Source organism: Mucilaginibacter rigui, from assembly GCF_014773275.1.
Lineage (GTDB): Bacteria > Bacteroidota > Bacteroidia > Sphingobacteriales > Sphingobacteriaceae > Mucilaginibacter > Mucilaginibacter rigui_A.
Window position 1 is genome coordinate 857131 of the sequence record NZ_JACWMW010000002.1, and the last position, 22311, is coordinate 879441.

Annotated in this window: 15 protein-coding genes; 14 read left to right on the plus strand and 1 reads right to left on the minus strand. The window is 43.5% G+C overall.

Features of this window, described 5'->3' with window-relative positions; all coding sequences use genetic code 11:
• Positions 1-6 precede the first annotated feature (6 nt).
• The 7 genes from IDJ75_RS10920 to IDJ75_RS10950 all read left to right on the plus strand — a co-directional run bounded on the left by IDJ75_RS10920 (position 7) and on the right by IDJ75_RS10950 (position 6237).
• Positions 7-282, plus strand: coding sequence for a hypothetical protein (locus IDJ75_RS10920; RefSeq protein ID WP_191175655.1), 276 nt, complete (start codon positions 7-9; stop codon positions 280-282).
• Between the two features lie 45 nt (positions 283-327).
• The gene (locus IDJ75_RS10925; RefSeq protein WP_191175656.1) at positions 328-990 is read left to right on the plus strand and encodes a DUF2461 domain-containing protein; all 663 of its coding nucleotides are present in this window, start codon (positions 328-330) and stop codon (positions 988-990) included.
• An 18-nt stretch (positions 991-1008) separates the two neighbouring features.
• Positions 1009-1836 carry an OmpA/MotB family protein gene (locus IDJ75_RS10930; protein ID WP_191175657.1) on the plus strand — a complete coding sequence of 276 codons (828 nt, stop codon included), beginning with the start codon at positions 1009-1011 and terminating at the stop codon, positions 1834-1836.
• Between the two features lie 168 nt (positions 1837-2004).
• Positions 2005-3669: a UxaA family hydrolase gene (locus IDJ75_RS10935; RefSeq protein ID WP_191175658.1), complete on the plus strand. Its 1665-nt coding sequence runs from the start codon at positions 2005-2007 to the stop codon at positions 3667-3669.
• A gap of 9 nt (positions 3670-3678) precedes the next feature.
• Positions 3679-4443 (plus strand): SDR family NAD(P)-dependent oxidoreductase, encoded by a 765-nt coding sequence (locus IDJ75_RS10940; protein WP_191175659.1) that lies wholly within the window; start codon positions 3679-3681, stop codon positions 4441-4443.
• A 113-nt stretch (positions 4444-4556) separates the two neighbouring features.
• Positions 4557-5414 (plus strand): fumarylacetoacetate hydrolase family protein, encoded by an 858-nt coding sequence (locus IDJ75_RS10945; protein ID WP_191175660.1) that lies wholly within the window; start codon positions 4557-4559, stop codon positions 5412-5414.
• Positions 5401-6237 (plus strand): amidohydrolase family protein, encoded by an 837-nt coding sequence (locus IDJ75_RS10950; RefSeq protein ID WP_191175661.1) that lies wholly within the window; start codon positions 5401-5403, stop codon positions 6235-6237. The genes IDJ75_RS10945 and IDJ75_RS10950 overlap by 14 nt, the downstream gene beginning before the upstream one ends.
• On the opposite strand, the gene IDJ75_RS10955 is transcribed toward IDJ75_RS10950, so the two are convergent.
• Entirely contained in the window at positions 6209-7579 is a 1371-nt protein-coding gene (locus tag IDJ75_RS10955) for an APC family permease (RefSeq protein ID WP_191175662.1), read from the minus strand. The genes IDJ75_RS10950 and IDJ75_RS10955 overlap by 29 nt on opposite strands.
• Positions 7580-7771: 192 nt before the next feature.
• On the opposite strand from IDJ75_RS10955, the gene IDJ75_RS10960 reads away from it, so the two are divergent.
• The 7 genes from IDJ75_RS10960 to IDJ75_RS10990 all read left to right on the plus strand — a co-directional run bounded on the left by IDJ75_RS10960 (position 7772) and on the right by IDJ75_RS10990 (position 22215).
• Complete coding sequence (locus IDJ75_RS10960; RefSeq protein WP_191175663.1) at positions 7772-9532, plus strand: fasciclin domain-containing protein; 1761 nt, start codon at positions 7772-7774, stop codon at positions 9530-9532.
• A 293-nt stretch (positions 9533-9825) separates the two neighbouring features.
• Positions 9826-11178, plus strand: a complete 1353-nt coding sequence (locus IDJ75_RS10965; protein WP_191175664.1) for an NHL repeat-containing protein — start codon at positions 9826-9828, stop codon at positions 11176-11178.
• A 149-nt stretch (positions 11179-11327) separates the two neighbouring features.
• Positions 11328-13886 (plus strand): Kelch repeat-containing protein, encoded by a 2559-nt coding sequence (locus tag IDJ75_RS10970; protein WP_191175665.1) that lies wholly within the window; start codon positions 11328-11330, stop codon positions 13884-13886.
• Positions 13887-14127: 241 nt separating this feature from the next.
• Entirely contained in the window at positions 14128-17274 is a 3147-nt protein-coding gene (locus IDJ75_RS10975; RefSeq protein ID WP_191175666.1) for a SusC/RagA family TonB-linked outer membrane protein, read from the plus strand.
• Positions 17275-17287: 13 nt separating this feature from the next.
• Positions 17288-19201: a RagB/SusD family nutrient uptake outer membrane protein gene (locus IDJ75_RS10980; protein WP_191175667.1), complete on the plus strand. Its 1914-nt coding sequence runs from the start codon at positions 17288-17290 to the stop codon at positions 19199-19201.
• 14 nt (positions 19202-19215) lie between these two features.
• On the plus strand, positions 19216-19968 hold the full coding sequence (locus IDJ75_RS10985) for a DUF3823 domain-containing protein (RefSeq protein WP_191175668.1): 753 nt from the start codon (positions 19216-19218) through the stop codon (positions 19966-19968).
• 66 nt (positions 19969-20034) lie between these two features.
• Positions 20035-22215, plus strand: coding sequence for a hypothetical protein (locus tag IDJ75_RS10990; protein ID WP_224746564.1), 2181 nt, complete (start codon positions 20035-20037; stop codon positions 22213-22215).
• Positions 22216-22311 lie beyond the last annotated feature (96 nt).

Sequence of the window (22311 nt, forward strand, 5' to 3'; positions counted from 1 at the left end):
GTCGATATGAAAAAGTTAAAGTTCTTATACCTCGCATTAGTATTAGGTTTATTAGTGATAAGTGTGGTGCCTGTAAAAGCACAATGTTCTACCTGTGCAGCCAATGTTGAAACAAACTCAAAAAGTGGTGCTAAAACCACAAATGGGTTAAATAACGGTATTATGTACCTATTGGGAGCGCCTTACCTGGCAGTTGCTGCTGTAGCATATATCTGGTATAAAAAATACCGCCGTAAAGATGTTGACCTTAATATGCGCAGCGAGAAGCTTAACTTAAATTAAGCGTTCGCATTTTCCTGTATTCATTTTTAATACTTCATTTCTGTAATGATAGAATCCCATACGCTTGATTTTTTAAAAGAGCTTGTTGAAAACAACAACAGGGAGTGGTTCCAGGCCAACAAAGATAGATACGATAAAGCACGCGGGAATGTGATAGAACTTGCCGCCGAAGTAATTGCGAAGCTTCATAAAGTAGACCCAAGCGTTAGTGCCGATCTCGACCCCAAAAAATGCGTAATGCGTATTTATCGTGATATCCGCTTCAGCAAAAATAAAACACCATATAAAAACAACTTTGGTATTAGCCTGCCCACGCAGGGGTCAAAACTTGGCGGGGTAGAATATTATCTGCAGATCCAGCCCGGCAAATCATTCATTGCCGGTGGGTACTGGATGCCAGAGGCCGAACACCTGAAAGCCATCCGCCAGGAAATTGATTACAATGCTGCCGACCTGAAAAAGGTGATTGACGATAAAGAATTTGTAAACCTGTTTGGCGAATTCAGGAAGCAGGACCAACTGAAAACAACACCGAAGGGGTATGATGCTGATAACGAGAATATCGACTTGCTTCGGTTGAAAAGTTTTATTGTTGTGCATGAGTTAAAAGATAAAGAAGTAACAAGCGCAAATGCCGCCGATAAGATAGTTGATATGTGCAGCAGGATCTATCCGCTGAATGTTTTTTTGAAGAACGCAATTGCTTAAACACTAATCTACATATTCATGAAATTGAAACACTTATTATTAGCCGTTCTGTTCGTTTCCGCACTGCAATCGTGCGTGGTAATGTCGCCTAAAAAACACAAGGCATTATTAGCTGAGCGCGATTCATTGGCAACCCGCACTACCACTTTAGAAGAACAGGTATCAAAGCTAATAGCCGATACTTCGCGCATTCGTCAGGAGCTGGCAGGGCTAAAAGGTAACTATAGGTCATTAAACGATAAGTATAACGCCTTAGATAAAAATTATAATGCAAGTTCATCAAAAGTTAGCCAGCTATCTACCGACCTGCAAAAACGCGAAGCCCGTTTAAAAGAAGTGGAAGAAATTCTGCGTAAGCGAGATGAAGCCACAAACGCGTTGAAAGAAAAACTACAGAAAGCCCTGCTTGGTTTTCAACAAAGCGGCTTAACTGTTGATATCCGCAATGGTAAAGTGTATGTATCATTAACTGATAAGCTATTGTTCCCATCGGGCAGTATCGTTATCGACGATAAAGGTAAACAGGCGCTTAAACAACTGGCAGCTGTTTTAAATAAAGAAGCCGACATCAACATTGCTGTTGAAGGCCATACCGATAATAAAAAGATAAAGAACCTGGGCCAGATAAAGGATAACTGGGATCTGAGCGTGCTGCGCGCAACATCGGTAACCCGTTATTTAACCGAAACGGAAAATATTGACCCTAAAAGGTTAACTGCTACAGGTAAGGGCGAGTTCCAGCCGATAGATACAGCAAACACACCCGAGGCGCTTTCAAGAAACCGCCGTATCGAGATCGTATTATCACCAAAACTGGATGAATTGTACAACCTGATCAGTAAATAAAATAATCCATCTTGATAGTTGGATAATCCATTATGTTAAATCCTCCACCTTGTGGGGGATTTTTTTTGTCCATATTATTTTACATTAAGCGCGTTTTTTTACTGTAAATAATTATAAGCTTTTTATATATTCGTAAATCAGATAACCAATTAAGCTTGCCTATAAGCTATGCCTGCAGATAAACATACATATTTACAAATACACCCGGCAGATAATGTGCTGGTAGCACTCACCAATCTTGCCGCGGGTACACCAATTGTTTTTAATGGGCAAACATTTAACCTGCTTACCCCGGTAGAAGTGAAGCATAAGTTTACCATAACAGCACTTGAACCAGAAGCACCCATCCATATGTATGGTGTATTGGTTGGCAAAGCCAGTCAGTACATTGCCCGGGGAACGGCCTTAACAGTAGATAACATTAAACATGCATCTGATGATTTTAAATTGGGTAAGCGCAAAACAGAATGGACGGTACCTGCAGTTACAGAGAGCTATCGGGATAAAACATTTATGGGTTTCCATAGGGCAGACGGCTCGGTAGGTACGGCCAATTATTGGCTGGTTATTCCGCTGGTTTTTTGTGAGAACAGGAATATTAATGTTTTAAAAGAGGCTTTATCAGCCAAACTGGGGTTTGCCAAACCGCGTGGATACGAGAGCGAAGTTGATAGCCTGGTAGAAATGTATCAGTCGGGCAAAACAGCGGCCGAAATATTAAATGCCGATCTTCAATTATCACCCGAGGGGCAATCCCCTAAAAAATTATTTGAAAACATTGACGGGATAAAATTCCTGAACCATGATATGGGTTGCGGCGGTACGCGTACCGATAGCGATGCACTTTGCGGGTTACTTGCAGGGTATATTACACATCCAAACGTGGCTGGTGCAACCGTTCTTAGCTTAGGATGCCAGCATGCGCAGGCAACGATATTGCAAACCGAAATACAAAAACGCGACCCCAATTTTAGCAAACCATTGGTGATGCTGGAGCAGCAAAAAATAGGTACCGAAAGTAAATTACTGCATGAGGCGCTGAAGCAAACCTTTACCGGTTTAATGGAGGCTAATAAACAACAGCGTCAGCCCGCCCCCTTATCAAAGCTTTGTATCGGGCTGGAGTGCGGCGGCTCTGATGGTTTCTCGGGCATTTCGGCAAACCCAACACTGGGGTATTTGTCGGATATATTAGTAGGCCTTGGTGGTAGTGTTGTCCTTGCAGAATTCCCCGAGCTTTGCGGGGTGGAACAGGAGCTGAGTGACCGATGCGTGGATGAAACCGAAGCCATGAAATTTATGGACCTGATGCGCACCTACAACGCGCGCGCCGAGGCAGGTGGTTCAGGCTTTTACGCTAACCCATCGCCGGGTAACATCAGGGATGGGTTAATAACCGATGCCATCAAATCGGCAGGGGCGGCAAAAAAAGGCGGTACATCGCCGGTAACGGATGTGCTGGACTACCCTGAAAAGATAACCAAACCCGGCCTAAACCTGCTATGTACCCCGGGTAGCGATGTAGAAAGCACCACGGCCGAAGTAGCATCGGGCGCAAACGTGGTTTTGTTTACAACGGGCCTTGGCACACCAACAGGTAACCCTGTTGCACCAGTTATAAAAGTAGCAACCAACACGGCGGTGTTTAACCGGATGCCTGATATTATGGATATTAATTGCGGTACCATTATAGAGGGTGAAGAAACTATTGAACAATCGGCCACACGGATGTTGGATTATGTGATAGAAGTAGCCAGTGGCCGTAAACAGCCCAAGGCGGTAATATTAGGACAAGACGATTTTATCCCATGGAAAAGAGGGGTATCTTTATAAAACGGATATATGTTTAGCTTAAAGAACAAACACGCGGTAATTACAGGCGGTGGCAGCGGGATAGGCCGGGCTATTTCGGTACTATTTGCCAAACAAGGCGCTACGGTGCACATTATCGAACTGAATGCCGATGCGGCCGCGCAAACCATCAAAGAAATTGAAGGTGCCGGTGGAACTGCTTTCGGCTATACAGCAGACATTAGTAAGCAGGAGCAGGTGCTGGATGTATTTAAACAAGCAGGGCGTATTGATATACTGGTGAACAATGCCGGTATTGCACATGTGGGCAACCTGGAGGGGACAACCGAAGCTGACCTGGACCGCATATACAATGTGAATATTAAAGGCGCTTACAATGCGTTGTATGCCGCCATTCCGGGGATGAAGGCTAACGGCGGCGGGGTTATCCTTAACATGGCATCAATAGCAGCATGGGTAGGCATAGCCGATAGGTTTGCTTACTCCATGAGCAAGGGGGCTGTGATGGCCATGAGCCTGTCTGTAGCACGAGATTACCTGGCCGATAACATTCGCTGCAACAGTATATCCCCTGCAAGGGTACATACACCTTTTGTGGATGGGTTTATAGCCAAAAATTACACAGGCCGCGAGGATGAGATCTTTGAAAAACTATCAAAAAGCCAACCCATAGGCCGTATGGGCAAACCCGAAGAAGTTGCCGCGCTGGCCCTGTACCTGTGCAGTGACGAGGCAGGCTTTATCACCGGCTGCGATTACCCTATTGACGGCGGGTTTATAAAATTGAACAACTAATTTATATTGAATAGAGAATGGTTGATGAGTGAGTGGTTGATAGTTCGCTAAGCTATTAGGTACAGGCACACAATTCAACCATTAACCACTTAACTAATCAACTACTCACTAATATGAAACTGATACGATACGGGGCTGCCGGTAAAGAGAAAACCGGGGTTATTATTGATGATATAAAATACGATACATCAGCCTTTGGTGAAGATTATAACGAAGCCTTTTTTGAGAACGACGGACTGAACAGGTTACAGCAGTTCATCAACACCAATAAACATACTTTAACCAAAATTGCCGACGGCGAACGTCTGGGCAGCCCTGTTGCGCGCCCTTCAAAAATTGTATGTATCGGGTTGAACTATAAAGACCACGCCGAAGAAACCAACGCGCCTTTACCAAAAGAGCCGATCCTATTCTTTAAATCAACCACCGCATTGGTTGGGCCGAATGATGATATTATCATCCCTAAAAACTCTGTTAAGACGGATTGGGAGGTGGAACTGGCTGTAGTGATAGGCAAAAAAGCATCGTACGTAGAAGAAAGCGAAGCCATGGATTACGTTGCGGGTTATGCGCTGCATAATGATGTATCCGAAAGGGAGTTCCAATTGGAGCGTAACGGTACCTGGGATAAAGGTAAAGGTTGCGACACCTTTGCGCCTATAGGTCCGTTTTTGGCTACCGCCGATGAAATAAAGGATGTACATAACTTACGCCTTTGGTTAACCCTTAACGGCAAAACCATGCAGGATGGCAGCACCTCCAACCTGATCTTTAACATTGCGCATCTCATATCATACACCAGCCAGTTCATGACCTTGCTGCCTGGCGATATTATTTCAACCGGTACACCTGCAGGTGTGGGCTTGGGCTTTAAACCCCCGCTTTACTTAAAGCCAGGCGATGTGGTTGAGCTTGGTATTGATGGCCTGGGCAAAGCCCGCCAAGTGCTGAAAGCTTATGCGAAAAATTGATAGTCACCAGCATTTTTGGGTTTACGATAAACAGAGGCATGCCTGGATTGACGATACTATGCAGGCATGCCAGCGGGATTTTTTACCCGCCGATGTGCAGCCCATTTTGCAACAAAACAGCATTGAAGGCTGCGTTGCTATACAGGTAGACCAAACCGAAGCCGACAATGATTTCACGCTTGGCCTTGCCGAAAACAACAGCTTTATAAAAGGCATTGTTGGCTGGGTTGACTTGCAGGCAGATAATATTGAAGAACGCCTGCAGCATTACAGCAGCATCAAACTGATGAAAGGCTTCCGGCATATTCTTCAGGGCGAGCCAGATGATAAATTTATGCTGGATGCAAAGTTTATGTACGGCATAAGCTTATTAAATAAATACGGATTTAGTTATGATATCCTCATCAAACCCCATCATTTGCCTTACGCTATAGAACTGATGGCCGCCTTCCCGGATCAGCGCTTTGTGATAGACCATCTGGCTAAACCTTTTATAAAGGCAAGGAAGATTAACGGATGGAAAGAGGGGATGGAGGCCCTGGCAGCTTATCCAAATGTATCCTGCAAAATATCGGGCATGGTAACCGAGGCCGATTGGAACAACTGGAAGCCCGAAGATTTTACGCCTTACCTTGATGTAGTATTTGATGTGTTTGGCGCAAAGCGCGTAATGTATGGCTCCGACTGGCCGGTGTGTAATGTTGCCGGAGGATATGCGGGTGTTTTAAATATCATCGAAAATTATATTAACCGTTTAACACAAAATGAGCAGGAGCATTTCTGGGCTAAAAATGCTATCGAATTTTACCGGTTAGATGATTAGCATTAACAGATTTAAACGGCCACTCTTTATTCACTTTTGCTTTGGTGAAATATACAATTGTGCCCAGGGCGATGGCGCTTAAGCCACCCAGCACCATGTGGAAGCCGGTTGATATTAAAATTCCTACCCACATCGCGATAGCCAAAAATATTGGTAAGGGGAACAATGGCATTTTATAAGGGAATTGGGTTTCACTTTTCTTTCGTCGCAGCAGGTATAAGCCCAGGGCTTGCGATATGAACTGGATCAGTATCCGCATGGCTAGTATAGCGCTTATTACATCGCTTAGCTTGAACAACAGGCTAAATACAAAAGCTATCCCACCCAAAACTAATAACGATACATATGGGAAATTTCCTTTTGGATGCAATTTGGCAAATATTTTAAAGAATGCGCCATCTGCCGCAGCAGCATAAGGTATACGGCTGTAACCAAGCGTAGCCGAGAATACGGATGAGAAGGCTACCAACAATATAAGGCAGGTAACTATTTTTGCCGCCGTATGGCCTGATAGCCGCTCCATAAATTCGCTTACCACAAACTGGCTATCCTTAGCATGCTGCCATGGTATAACGCTTACCACACTCACATTCATCAGCATATAAAGTATGGCAATACCCGCTATGGAAATAAACATACTTTTCGGTATGTTTTTAGATGGGTTAACAATTTCGCCGCCTAAATGGCAAACATTATAATATCCTAAATAGCTATAAACGCTTTTTACACTGGCAAAACCAATAGCCGCAACAAAGGCGTAGTTAACGGTAAGCCCATCATTAATATGTTTTATGGGGGATAAGAAGTTGCCATGTGCCAAACCTCCGGCAATGATCCATACCATGGTGAGTAACACGCCAACCCAAAGCACCATGCTTATTTTACCTATAGATTCTATTTTGCGGTAAAGCAATATAATAATACATACAACAACACTCCCGCTCATTATCCGTTCCTGGGTGCGGGTTAGGGGTAACAGGTAAGAAAAGTATTTTGAAAACCCGATGGCGGCAGATGCGATAACAAGGGGAGCCTGTATCATGGTTTGCCACACAAATAAAAAGCTCATGAGTTTACCCGGGCCCTTTTTGCCATAGGTTTCTTTCAGGAAGTTATACGAGCCGCCGGCCATAGGGAAAGCCGCACCAAGTTCGCTCCAAACCATGGCATCAATAAATGACAGTAATGCACCAGCCAGCCAGGCATATAAGAACCACGGCCCGTTCATCATGCTAATTACCATAGGTAAAGTAATGAACGGCCCTATACCGACCATGTCGGTCATGTTTATTGCGGTGGCTTGCGCCAGGCCCAAACGTCTTGCTAAAGTAGTTTCAGCCATGCAGTTTTTTAAACGAAAGAAATTAATCAGTTAACAGTACAAAAATAACGTTAAGGTGTAATGGTCAAAATTTATTGGGTCAGTGGTTTGTAATGAGTTTTTTAACAGCAATAAATATCTTAAATATACCTGCTTTTGGGTATATATCAGCGATGTAAATAAGCTTAATATTGATCAACTAAACTCTTTACCATGAACAAGATACATCAGCTAAGCAAATACTTTTTAGGGCTCATTTGCGTTGTGTTGTTTGCAGCATCATGTAAAAAAAGTGATCCTGTTACCCCAAAACCTGTTGAGCCTGCAAAACCAACTGTTGCAGAGGTTACAACCAGTGTAAATACGGCACTTACCGGCAAGGATACGCTAAGCCAGTTTGCAGCAATGTTTAAAGCTGCCGGGCTTACCCAGGCAGAGGTAGATGCAGGTGTAACCGTTTTTGCGCCATCTAACAAAGCCTACACGTTAAAAACAACAAGTATAAAAAAAGTAACGGCTAATACAGATGTGTACCTGCCCGATTCTTCGGTGGTGAAAGATTACATTGTACCGGGTAAGGTAGATATAACTAAAACAACCAGTGGTACAATCTTTACCGCACTTAGCGGCAAAAAACTGGTTTTAACCAAAGTGGGGGATAAATGGCTTTTGAATGGTGTTTTCTTAAATATAACAGTACTATCAACAGGTGATAACGCTGTGGTATTTAGCATTGCCGGGTTACTTAACACCAGTACCCTGCCGCGTATTACAGGCGTAGCTGATGTAAAAACCTTCCCGGGCTGGCTGCTAACCATATACGGAGCTAACTTAGGCCTTACTGCCGATAAAAATATAGTTAAAATTGATGGAATTGCAGCCACTGTACACACCGCCAGTCCGGATTCATTAATAATAACAGTACCGCAAGGCGTACAAGCCGGCATTTTAACTATAGATACTAAAGGGCGTACCATAACTGCCCCACAAAATTTAACCGTGCAAAAAGCAAATGTTACAACTATAGCGGGCAGTGGCGGTGGCCCTGTACAAGGCGTTGCGCTTGATGCGGCTGATAATGTTTACTGGACAGATAATTACTATAGCGGTAATACTGCAGCAGCCAGGCTTGTAAAATACAGCGCGGGGCAGATCTCCTACTATAGGCCTACATTCCCGAACCCTAACGGGGATGGTAAAAATATCCCGGTTTTAAATAGTAAAACAACATTGTGGGCCATTGCTGCAAACAGCCAGGGCCAAATATATTTTGCAACACAATCAAGCCCGGATACAGCAGGTTATAGAGGGATATTCCGTATAAATGCAGCCACCCCTACAACTGCAGAGTGGTGGACCGGTTTTGGGGCAAGCGCTACTGCTACCACTAAAGATAATCTTTGGGTGAGTACATCGGCAGTTACCTTTGATAAGCAGGATAATTTTTACGTATATAATAGTGGTAATGTGCAAAAAATAACCCCGGGCGGTGCGGTAAGCGTTGTGATAGACGCTGTTGCCTTTAAATCGGCCGAGCCGACCGTTAAAACGGTGTCATCATACGGCATCGCACTTTCGGGCTCAACAACCTATGTGTCTGATGCAACAAACGGCCGGGTTTGGGTAAAAGATAATAGCGGGTTAAAGGTATTGGCCGGTAACAACACCCATGTTGCAAAAGATGGTGTAGGCACAGCCGCACAGTTTGGCGCACCATTTGGCATTGTGCTTGATAAAAAAGGCAACCTGTATGTTTGTGATAATGACTACGGCACCTCGAAGTTTATTATACGTATGATAAACCCGCGTGGTGTGGTTACCACCATTGCAGGTGGTGCGGGTGCGGGAACCGATATTGATGGTATTGGCGCAGCAGCCGGATTTAACGGGGTAAATGCCATTGCAGTTGACAGTAAAGGTACGCTGTATGTTGGTACAGATGCAGGAACTATCAGGAAAATAACTTTTCAATAATAGTAGAAATAGTAATTAAGTATGGCCCCGGCGTTATGCCGGGGCTTTTTTGTTTATAAAAGTTTCTATGCCCGTTGCATACCAGTTTAATCGGCACATTTACAGCACTTACCGATACATTGTTGTATAGGGTGTTTCAAACCGCTTTATTTAAACGTATAGCTAATTGTAACATGCTTGTTTCTTTAACATTGTTTAACATACACAGCCTTACATCTTAATAGAATAACATTCAAATTAGTGCCCAGATCCTACACCTGCTTTTACTGTTAACACTCTTTACCTCAATTTACATGAAACTTAAAATTACTCAGATCAATTTATTACTGCTATTGGTGGTTGCTACGCTTGGCGCCTGCGTTAAAGGCTCGTCTGTAACCGTTGATGCGCCGCAACTCGTAACTAATGATGTTATTATAGACCCAACAGCCACCATTGCGTGGACGGGCGGTTTAATAACCAATAATGTAGCCGTATCGGCCTATGGCGTTTGCTATAGTACAACTAATCCCGAACCTACTATTGCCGATAGCAAAACAACAGATAAGGTGAATGTATTTTCATACAGCAGCAAGCTTAAGGGTCTGGCTTTAAATACGGTGTATTATGTAAGGGCTTATGCAACCAATTCGGTAGGTAATACCGGTTATGGTAATGTAGTACAGTTTAAAACGGGCAGCGGTACACCCGGAATTTACGGAACGGTAAGCACCGTGGCTGGATCTGGCGCGGGGTATGACAACAATACGGGTACAGCAGCTTTATTTAATCGCCCAACATACCTTGCAACGGATGCTGCGGGTAATATTTACGTATCAGATTCTTATAACTCAGTTATTAGAAAAGTAACGCCCGAGGGTGTAACAACTACGGTTGCAGGTACCGGTACCTTTGGATATGCAGATGGCCCGGCCGCATCAGCACAGTTTTATGTTCCATCGGGCCTGGTGATTGATGCCACCGGGAATATTTTTGTAGCTGACCTTGGTAATAATACTATCAGGAAAATAACCCCCGGCGGTGTGGTGAGTACATTTGCGGGGAATGGATCATCAGGCTCAAGCGATGGTACAGGTAATACGGCAACATTTAGTGGCCCTACCGGCATTGCGATTGGTGCCGACGGGAATTTTTACGTTACGGATAGTAACAATAACCTGATCAGGAAAGTAACCCCTGCAGGGGTTGTAACTACCGTTGCCGGTAACCGTGTAGGCAACTATACTAATGGTACCGGCACGGCCGCATCTTTTAACAAACCCACAGGTATAGCTGTTGATGCCGCCGGCAATATGTATGTTACCGAAGCTACAAATAATGCTATCAGGAAAATAACAAAAGATTATATAGTAACCACCTTTGCAGGCGGGGTAGATACAGCCGCACTTAAGTTAGGCAGCCCTCAGGATTTGAGAATTGATGCTAATAACAACTTTTACATTACAGATGGTGATGGCCGAATCCTTAAAATAAGTAAAGACAGGATAATAACCACGCTGGCGGGCAAGACCGCAACAACTGGCACTACAGATGGTGATGGCAGTACCGCCCTATTTAATGGGCCTAAAGGTATAGTATTAGATCCGCAGGGAAATATTTTTGTTGCCGATTATAATAACAACCGGATACGAAAGGTTATTCAGTAAAACACATGTTAAAACTAAAAAGCCGCGATAAGCGGCTTTTTTATGCCAGGTTGCGTGAAACAAACCTTAATTTCAGGTAAATTATTAAGTAAAAAAAAGTATAATTTTGTCGGTGTTCACACATCTGTATTTGATGGTTACTTGCATAAATGATAAGAAAAGATAAAATTTTATTGCTGTTGCCCCAGGCATATAAAATAGTGTTTCTTTTAGTGATGTTGCTTCCTGCTGTTAAAGCTAAAGCACAAGGGTTACAGTTTAATTCAAACGACAGTTTAATGAGCCAACGCACCTCATATGTCGTTTTTGCTAATCAAGCGCCTACATTTAATGATCATCTATCCATCAATTTTGACCTGTCTTTATGGGACAACGACCATTTGGGTTATGTATTTAACATTACCGATACCAAAAGCAATTCATACAGCTTAACTTATATTTATAACTATAATGGGTCGCCTACTTTAAACTTTAACATCGACAGTAAAAGCAATAAGATAGAGATACCGCTTAGCCTTGCCCAGCTAAAAAAACGTGAATGGATAAAAATCAGGGCCGATATTGATCTGAAAAAGAATACCGTAGCATTTTTAGTAAATGGCAAATGGTATAGAGCCCGCGATTTTGGATTTGAGGGCAGCATAACACCAACGATCACCTTCGGTAAAAACCCCCATTATTCTGATGTGCCAAAAATGGCCGTCAAAAACCTGGTTATTAGTGATGACAGCAAAAGCTATTCCTTCCCGTTAAATGAGTGGAAAGGGAAAAATGTGCATACTGCCGATGGTGATGCGTTAGGGGTTGTAGACCACCCTGTATGGCTTATCAATGAATCATATTTTTGGACACCAAAGTTTGAACGGCATTTTAATGAAGTTGCCGGGTTAAACTTTGATGTAAGCCAGCAGGCCCTGTTTATGTACAAAACAGATTCGCTGATAGTATATAACGTACAGGGAGGCAACACAACAAGTAAAGTATATAAAAATAAACTGCCCGTTAAGCTTTTACTTGGTAAAAGCATCATCAACAATAAGCAAAACAAGTGCTATGTGTACGAGGTGCAACCACCTGATTCGTTGCATAGCATAGCTGCGCTTGATCTGAATACTTTAGAATGGGAGCATGTTGGAAGGGGTGCTATTAAAGAACAAAGGCACCATCATAATACCTTTTTTGATAAGGATGGGGCTAATATTTACCTTTTTGGCGGGTACGGATCATTCTCCTACCATAAAGATTTTTTTAAGTATGAACAGGCCGCCGATAAATGGGAAAAGATTGCCTTTACGGGCGATACGATAACCCCACGTTTTTTTTCGGGAAGCAGCCAGGCCGACGAGAATAACGACGTGTACATATTTGGGGGCTATGGTAATCAATCGGGCAACCAGATAGTAGGCGGCACGCATTTTTATGACCTGTACAGGGTTAATTTAACAAGGCATACTATAAAAAAATGCTGGGAAATTACCCCCACCGAAGAACCATTTGTATCAGCAAACAACCTGGTTATATCAAAAGATAAAAAATACTTTTACGCATTGTGCTACCAGCACGAAAAGCCCAAAACCAGTTTGCGGTTATACAAGTTTTCGCTTAAAGATGGCTCGTATGAAGTAGTGAGTGGTATTATCCCGGTTGCATCCGAAAGAATTGAAAGTGATTTTAATTTGTTTTACAATCCTAAACAGGATGCATTTTATTGTACTGCACAGGAGTTTACTTCCCCTTCGCAATCCACCATAAAGATCTACGCCCTTACCGGCACTCCGGTAAGCCAGCAGGCATATTTAAACTCCCAACAGCCCGATAAGCCAAAGTTTAATAACACTTACAAGTACGTTATTTTGCTGGTAATACTTGCAGGGGGGGCTATATGGTATTTTGCAGGAAGAAGGAAGCGTAAAGCCAGTAAAATTTTTATTGATGATGAAATAACAACCGACTTTTATAGACAGAAAAAAGAGGCCGATAAAAAGCCCAATGCGGTTTACCTGCTTGGTGAATTTACGGTGTTTAATAAAAACAGCAGGGATATCACCTATCTGTTTAGCCCAAAGATAAAGCAACTGTTTATACTGATTTTGCTAAACAGTAAGGATGAGCAGGGGGTAGTGTCAAAAAAAATATCAACAACCTTATGGCCGGATAAGGAGGTTGTAAAAACAAAAAATATAAAAGGGGTTACCATTAATCACCTCAGAAACATACTTGCCGATATTGATGGAGTAGAACTTATCTTTTTAAACGATACTTATAGTTTTAAATTGAGCGACAGTTTTTTTTGCGATTACTTTTTAGTAACCGATGCCATGGCACAAGTGCATCGCCATTATAAAACTGCCGAACAATTCATAACCGAAAATTTCGACTTGTTTGCACGTGGTGGTTTGTTACAACAGGTACCCGAAACCTGGTTAGACGATATCAAGTTAAATTTTGAGGAAGCCCTTGCCAGGGTAATCTTACCCGAACTGCAAAAAATTTATGACGGCGGCGATCATAAGAAAGCGCTCGAGCTATCGCGCGTAATATTGAGTATAGATCCGTTTAATGACGGGGCTTTAAAATACAAGTTGAAATCGCTCCGCAGGATCAAGGGGATAGATTATGCCAAAAAGGTTTATGATGAATTTGTGGCCGAGTATCACAAATCATTAGGGGGTGAATACCTTATTCCCTTCGAAAAGATCTGTAAGTGATTATTTTCCAGCGCTTATATAACTCAGGTAAGCGTCCATTACAGATAATTTATTTCCTTAAAAAAAGGGTTAAAATCACTCGGTTAATAAATTTTTAACTGTATTAATCCCTTTTTTAACCCTTATTTTAATACACTCCCGTCTATACTTGTGTGCCGGTGAAAACCAAATGTATTAAGGGCTAACCATCCCTTGTGCATAACGCCGGTGTTATTATAAACCAATATAAACCAATTTACTTATGGATGAAATTTTTACCTGTTGTGGTAAATGCCGTGGCATTTACTACGGTGTAAAAATGAAAAAGGCAGTGCAGTTTTGCATTACGTCGGTTTTGTTTTTATTGATGTGCAGCTCGGCCTTTGCACAAAGCAAACCAGTTACTGGAACCGTATCTGATGACGCCGGCACCCTGCCCGGGGTTACCGTAAAAGTTAAAGGCTCGGATATTGGTACGGTAACCGATGTTAATGGGAAGTACTCGCTAAACGCCTCACCGGGCCAAACGCTTGTGTTTTCGTTTGTTGGTTACGCAAATCAGGAAGTAGCCATTTCCACCCAGCAAACTGTTAATATCAAGTTAGCGCAAAACTCATCATCATTAAACGAGGTGGTAGTAGTGGGTTACGGTACACAAAAGAAAGCTACCGTTACCGGGGCCATTGCATCTGTAACAAACAGCGAGATTGTTAACACCAAAAACGAGAACGTTTTAAACTCGTTAACCGGTAAAGTAGCCGGTTTGCGTATTGTTCAAAATACATCAGAGCCTGGATCATTTGATAGCTCGTTCGATATTCGTGGTTTTGGCACCCCGCTGGTGGTGATAGACGGGATCCCCCGCGACAATATTACCCGCCTTGACCCTAACGACATCGAAAGTGTATCGGTGCTGAAAGATGCATCTGCAGCTATTTATGGTGTGCGTGCGGCAAACGGTGTAATATTAGTTACTACCAAAAAAGGTAAAAAGGGTTCGCTCGAACTAAACTACTCGGGCACGTACGGATTTGAGGTACCATCGGGCTTACCAAAAGCAGTAGGCGCTATTGATTTTATGACCCTTGTTAACGAGCAAGCTTTGCATAGGGTTAATGGCGGCCAGGTTACCTATTCGCCGGCAGATTTTGAAGCGTTCAGAAATGGTAGCAGGGTAAGTACGGATTGGTACACACCGGTTATTAAAAACAGTGTGCCGCAATCGCAGCATAACTTAAATGCTATGGGCGGTAACGAAAACACCAACTATTTTATTAGTGCCGGTATTACTAATCAGGCCGGTTTTTTACGCAGCGACGATTTGAACTATAAAAGATATAACCTGCGCTCAAATCTATCTACCAGGATAAACAAGAACCTAACGGTTGACCTGAATTTGAACGGTACCATGGACCAGAAAAACCAACCTTACCAGGATGCCTGGTGGATCATCCGGTCGTTTTGGAGACAGGTGCCAACACAAACTATTTATGCCAACAACAATCCCGATTATTTAAATAACGGGCAGGTTGATGGTACCAACCCTATTGCATTAGCCGATGCTGATGTAAACGGTTATAAAGTATTTAACAACAAGTGGTTCCAGTCGCAGGTGTCGGCCACATACACAGTGCCGTTTGTACCGGGTTTAAGTGCAAAAGGAATGTTTAGTTACGATTATTACAGCTCAAGTAACCGTATATATCAAAAAGCATACAACCTGTATAACTATGATGCGGGTAAAGATGCTTATGGAGCTGTGCCTAACCAAACACCGGCTACCTTCCGCAGGGAGTTTTTTGAGAGGCCGGGTACTTTAACGCAATTTTCCCTTAATTACGATCGCACTTTTGGTAACCATAGTTTTACAGGATTGTTGCTTTATGAAGAAAGTAACCGCCAGCAAGATAACTTTTATGCCCAGCGCGAACTTTCTTTAGGTGTTGACCAATTGTTTGCAGGTAGTGCCTTAAACCAGGTTGGGTCGGCTAATCCCGGTGATATTTACAACTATGTAAATAAATCTATAGTAGGCCGTGTTAATTATAACTACAAATCAAAATACCTTGCCGAATTTAGCTTCAGGGAAGATGGCTCTTCAAGGTTTTCACCAACAAAGCAATGGGGCTTTTTCCCGGCCGGCTCAATAGGCTGGCGAATCTCTCAGGAGGATTTTTGGAAAAACTCGTCTGCCCTGTCATTCATTAACGACTTAAAGTTCCGAGCATCTTATGGTAAGGTTGGTGATGACTCAGCTTTAGCTTATCAGTTCCTAACAGGTTATCGCTACCCTGCAAATGGCGACAATAACCAATTGCCTCCGGGTTCTGTTTTTGATGGCACGTTTGTAAACGGTGTGCAAAATTTAGGTATTGCTAACCCTAACCTAACCTGGTTTAATGCCGAAACATATAACGTGGGTTTTGACCTTGAAGCATGGAACGGATTATTAGGCGCAACAGTTAATGCTTTTAGACGCGACAGGACAGGTTTGTTAGGCACGCAGGCATTAAGCCTGCCAAGTGTTGTAGGTGCAGATCTTCCGCAGGAGAACCTGAACAGCGATCGCACCCAGGGCTTTGAGTTAGAGCTTAGCCATCGCAACCATATTGGCGCGTTTACCTATTTTGTAAAAGGTAATGTGGCTTTTAGCCGTACAAAAAATCGCGAGGTGGTACAGGCAAGAGCCGGCAACTCACAACTTAACTGGCATAATAACAATAACAATCGCTGGAATAATATTTACTGGGGATATGGTGCCGCCGGCCAGTTTCAAAGCTACCAGGACATCCTAAACAGTTCGCAGTATGTATCGCGCAATGCGGTAGTGGGCGATTACCAATACCAGGATTGGAACGGCGATGGCCAGATAACCGGTGATGATGTGCACCCTATAGCTTATAACAGTGCGCCTTTAACCACATTTGGTTTAACACTTGGCGGTTCATATAAAGGCTTTGATTTTAACACCGTATGGCAGGGCGCGGCAAACGTTACTGTATCATACATCGAACAATTGAACATCCCATTATGGGGTGGTGGTAGTGCGCTTAGCCAGTTTATGGACAGGTGGCACCCGGCCGATCCTAATGCCGATCCTTACAACCCTAACACCGTATGGGTGCCGGGGCGCTATGCTTTAACAGGTACTACTGCCGATGTAAACTCGATGTTTAACATACAGGATGCCTCATACGTAAGGCTAAAATCTGCCGAACTGGGTTACAGCCTTTCGCCTGGCTTTGCCAAAAAAATAGGTATCAAGGGTGCCAGGATATTTGTGAACGGTTACAATATTTTAACATTCACTGGTTTAAAATACCTCGACCCCGAGCACCCTTCTGCTACATACGGTTACCTGTACCCATTAAACAAGACATTCTCATTAGGCGTAAATGTTAAATTATAAAAAGCTTAGGATCATGAAAAAATATACACTCATCATAGCATGCTTTTTTATCTGCTGGACCACAGCATGTAAAAAGCTGGACGTACCCCCTATCAATATTATACAGGATAAGGACGTTTTTACAAGTACCGGGGGCATTCAGGCATACATGGCACGCATTTATAGTCAACTGCCAATTGAAGATTTTAGGTATTCGCCACAAAGAGGTCTAAACTTCTTCTGGATAATTAGCCCATTCCCTGCTGTTACGGGCGAGGCCCTGAGCCGCGACCAAACAGGCGCCATGCAGGAGAATGTTGACGAATCTCCCTGGAGCGATTCTTATAAACTGATAAGGGATGTTAACTACTTTTTAGAGAACATGCCTAAATATGCGGCAACGTACACACCCGAACAGGTGAACGCCTGGTTGGGCGAGGCCCGCTTTATACGTGCAGCAACTTATTTTGCATTGGTAAAGCGTTATGGCGGCGTACCAATTATTGATAAGGTATTGCAAGTGCCCGCAGCAAATGTTGACGACCTGAACGTTGCCCGCTCATCCGAAGAAGCAGTTTATGATTACATAGCTGCCGACCTTGATTATGCTTACACAAACATGGGCGAAACCAACCAGGTAGGCAGGGCTAATAAATATGTAGCGGCAGGGTTTAAATCGCGTGCTATGCTTTATGCAGGCTCTATTGCCAAATACAACCAGGTAACCCTTGTTGATGCTACAGGTAACCGGGTTTGTGGTATACCTTCAGCAAAAGCAGTAACTTACTTTAAAGCAGCTTATGACGCTGCCGTGTTGTTAGAGAATAAATACAGCCTTTACAAAAACGGATGGAAAGCCGGAGATAAAGCCGCCCAGTATCAAAACTATGTTGATATGTTTTTTGATAAGGGTAGTTCAGAGAATATTTTTGTAAGGCAATACCATTACCCCGAATCTGTACACGGGTATGACGCATACAATGTTCCACGCCAGCTAATGGGCGCCAACGGTTACTCATCAGAAGTTAACCCTACCCTGAATTTTGTGGAGATGTTTGATGGCCTGCCTAAAAATGCCGATGGTACTATAAAAACCATGACTGCTGGTAAGTACGACCTGTATACCAACACCATGGACCTGTTTGCTGATGCTGAACCAAGGCTAAGGGCAACCGTAATCCTTCCCGGCGACGTATTTAAAGGGCAAAGCATCGAGATCCGCCGCGGAATCTACACCGGTAGTTCGGCAGGTGGTATAGGTCCGCTTTTACCTGCAGGTTCAACAGCAAATTACCCAACGGCTAATATTGTACAGTCATCAAACGCTACCCAAACCCCATACAATTTACCAGGTGGCGGTACGCTTAACCCGGCAGGCTTAAGCGGTGTATTTAGCGGTGATGGTACCTGTGCTATATCAGGTTTCTCGGTACGTAAATGGCTGGCCCCTGATAAACCAACATCGGAAGTTTTAGAAAACCGCTCAGACCAAACCTGGATTGAACTGCGTTACGCCGAAGTATTATTGAACCGCGCCGAAGCTGCTTATGAATTAAACACAGCAGGCCAAAATGATAAAAACTACTTGCAGGATGCTTTTGCAGATATCAACCAGATCCGTGAGCGTGCCGGTGCTGATATGTTAGCCAGCGCAGCCAACCTGAACAGTATTGATATCGTGCGCAAAGAGCGTAGAAAAGAGCTGGGTTTTGAGAATAAAACCTGGTGGGATATGAGGAGATGGAGAATTGCCGATAAAGAGCAAAACTCAACCATTTACAAGATCCTGATGCCTTTTTACTCTGCCAACGACAAGAAATACTTTTTTGACTCACGTACGGACGAGCGCAACGTGCGCTATACATTTGATGTACGCTGGTATTACGAGCAGATCCCGAACGGTGAGATCCAGAAAAGTCAGAAGTTAATTCAAAACCCAGGCTATTAATAACAAAAGAAATCATGAGAAAGATAATATATACACTTGCTATATGTGCAGTTACCTTAGTTGGTAGCTCATGCAGCAAATTAGATGATTACGCCGCACCATCCGAAACCTTAAATGGTAGCGTAGTTGATGCGGGTACGGGTAAAACAGTACAAACCGAACAAGGGAGCGGCACGCGTATAAAGTTGCTTGAAATAAGCTGGAGCAATAACCCAACACCGTTTTACATAGCCTCTATGCAGGATGGTACTTTTAACTATACCAAGCTGTTTGCCGGCAAAAACGTGATAAGCGCCGAAGGGCCTTTTGTACCCATGGTACAAACAGATAACACAGGGAAAACCATTGTAGATAAAAGCCAAACGGTTGATATAAAAGGAACAACAACCGTTAATTTTTCTGTTGAACCCTTTTTAAGGATAGAGTGGGTTGGCGAGCCGGTGCTTAATGCAGATGGTACCATAACTGTACAGGTTAAAATTAACCGTGGCACTAACGATCCAAACTTTCAGCAGGACGTTAGCGATATCAACCTTTATGTAAATTCAAACAAGTTTGTGGGTAATAATAATTTTGATGACCGTTACTCGCCGCTTACAAGCTATGGCGGTACTGATGGCAACGCCAAACTGGGTCAAACCTTAACGCTAACTACTAAAGGCGTATTGCCGGGCCAACGTCAGTACTTTATAAGGGTTGGCGCCCGCACAAATTACGGCCTTAAATATTATAACTATACCGATGTTAAAACGGTAACCGCCCCATAAAAACCAGCTAATAATACCTGCTTAAGCGTATGTAATTAGGCTTAAGCAGGTTAATAACAAAACCCTATGAAACAACTTTTATTCTCTTGCTGCCTGGCAGCGCTAACTGTTAGCGCCCATGCCCAGGTAACAAAGCCCGCTGCGTTAAAGCAAAAAACCGCTTTTCAAACCAGTAGCCCCTGGATGCCCGAGATCGATGTACGGTCGGATATTGCCATTGTTTACGGTGTAAACGACAGGCCCGGAATGACGTTTGAGCAGCGCGTAAAAACCTGGCGAGACCATGGTTACCAGGCCCAGTTTATGACAGGTATTGCCTGGGGCGATTACAAAGATTATTTTTTAGGCAAGTGGGATGGTATTAACCATTTAGGTGTTGGCCAGGTTACACAAAAAGGCGATACCATATTTCATGGCAGGGATATGCCTTATGTTGTGCCCGTAAAATCATTTATCGAGTATATGAAAACCGCTGTCATCAAACGGGTGATAGACGCGGGTATCACCGATATTTTTTTAGAAGAGCCCGAGTTTTGGGCAAGGGCGGGTTATAGCGCGCCGTTTAAAGAAGAATGGCAAAAATATTACGGTTTCCCATGGAAACCGCAGGATGCATCGGCCGAGAATACCTATTTATCCAGTAAGCTTAAGTATCACCTGTATTACGAGGCTATAAAAGAAACATCGAACTACGCTAAAGCCTATGGCAAAAGCAAGGGTAAAAATATAAAGGTGTTTATTGCCACGCACTCACTTGTTAACTATTCATCGTGGCAAATAGTAAGCCCCGAAGCCAGCCTGGCATCCCTGCCCGGTATTGATGGCTACATAGCGCAGGTATGGACGGGCACCTCGCGCGAACCGACATACTTTGGCGGGCAGAAAAAGGAGCGCGTATTTGAGAACGCGTTTTTAGAGTATGGTTCCATGGTATCTATGACTGCACCTACAGGCCGCAAAATGTTCTTCCTGACAGATCCTATAGAAGACTGGCCACGCGACTGGGCCGATTATAAAAAGAATTACCAGGCAACTTTTACTGCAAAGCTATTATACCCCATGGTTGCCGATTACGAGGTAATGCCATGGCCCGAGCGGATCTATACCCACCCGTACAAGGTAGCTAACAGTAACGAGAAAGTGCTGATCCCACAGTACTATTCAACTCAAATGCAGGTAATGGTAAATGCACTAAACAGCATGCCCAAATCACCTAACAAGGTAACAGGTGTAAATGGTATTGGTGTGTTAATGAGCAACTCGTTGATGTTTCAGCGTTTCCCAACACACAACGGGTTCGAGGACCCGCAGTTCTCCAACTTTTATGGACAAACTTTGCCGTTGCTAAAACGCGGCGTGCCCGTACAAACCGTACACATGGAAAACCTTACCTATGCAGCTACCTTAAAAAATATAAAGGTGCTGGTAGTGAGTTATTCAAACATGAAGCCGGTATCAGCAGAAATTCATACCGCTTTGGCCAAATGGGTTAAAGAGGGTGGCGTATTGATCTATGCCGGTCGCGATGACGATCCGTACCAATCGGTAATGGAGTGGTGGAACACCAAGGGCAATAAATTTACCGCGCCATCTAAACATCTGTTTAAACTGTTAAATATTGATGCGGCATCTGGCAAGCAAAAGTTCAGCGTTGGCAAAGGCACGGTATACATTTTAAGGCAAAACCCTAAAGAGTATGTAATGGAAGCTAACGCCGACACCAAATTTGTGGATGCCGTAAAACAAGGCTATGAGACAGATGCCAAAGCAGGCAAGCTTATATTTAAGAACAGTCTTTATTTAGAGCGCGGGCCTTACGATGTAGTATCGGTAATGGACGAAAACCCTGACAGTAAACCGTACACTATAAAGGGCCCTGTTGTTGATCTGTTCGATCCGCAATTGCCGGTACTGGCCGAGAAGGTTATTAACCCAGGTGAACAGGCGTTATTATATAATGTTAACCGCGTGGCCAATAAAACCAAACCACAGGTTTTGGCTGCTGCTGCCAGGGCTTATAACGAAGTGATACAGCCTAAAAGTTATTCGTTCGTAGTAAAAAGCCCTGTAAAAACACTGAATAGTATGCGCGTATTACTACCGGCAAAACCTAAAACCACAAAGGTTACCGATAGTAAGGGGCAAGAGGTTGCCGACGTAAAAACATCGTGGGATGCATCTTCAAAAACCGTGTACCTGGGTTTCGCGAATGACCCGGAAGGAATTAAAGTTAGTTTAAGTTGGTAAATACTGAGGTTGGTTTAAGAACCAGTTACTGCTACCATACATGGGCTTTACCCGTGTATGTGTAGTGTGACTGGAATAACTGCACATATTTACGAA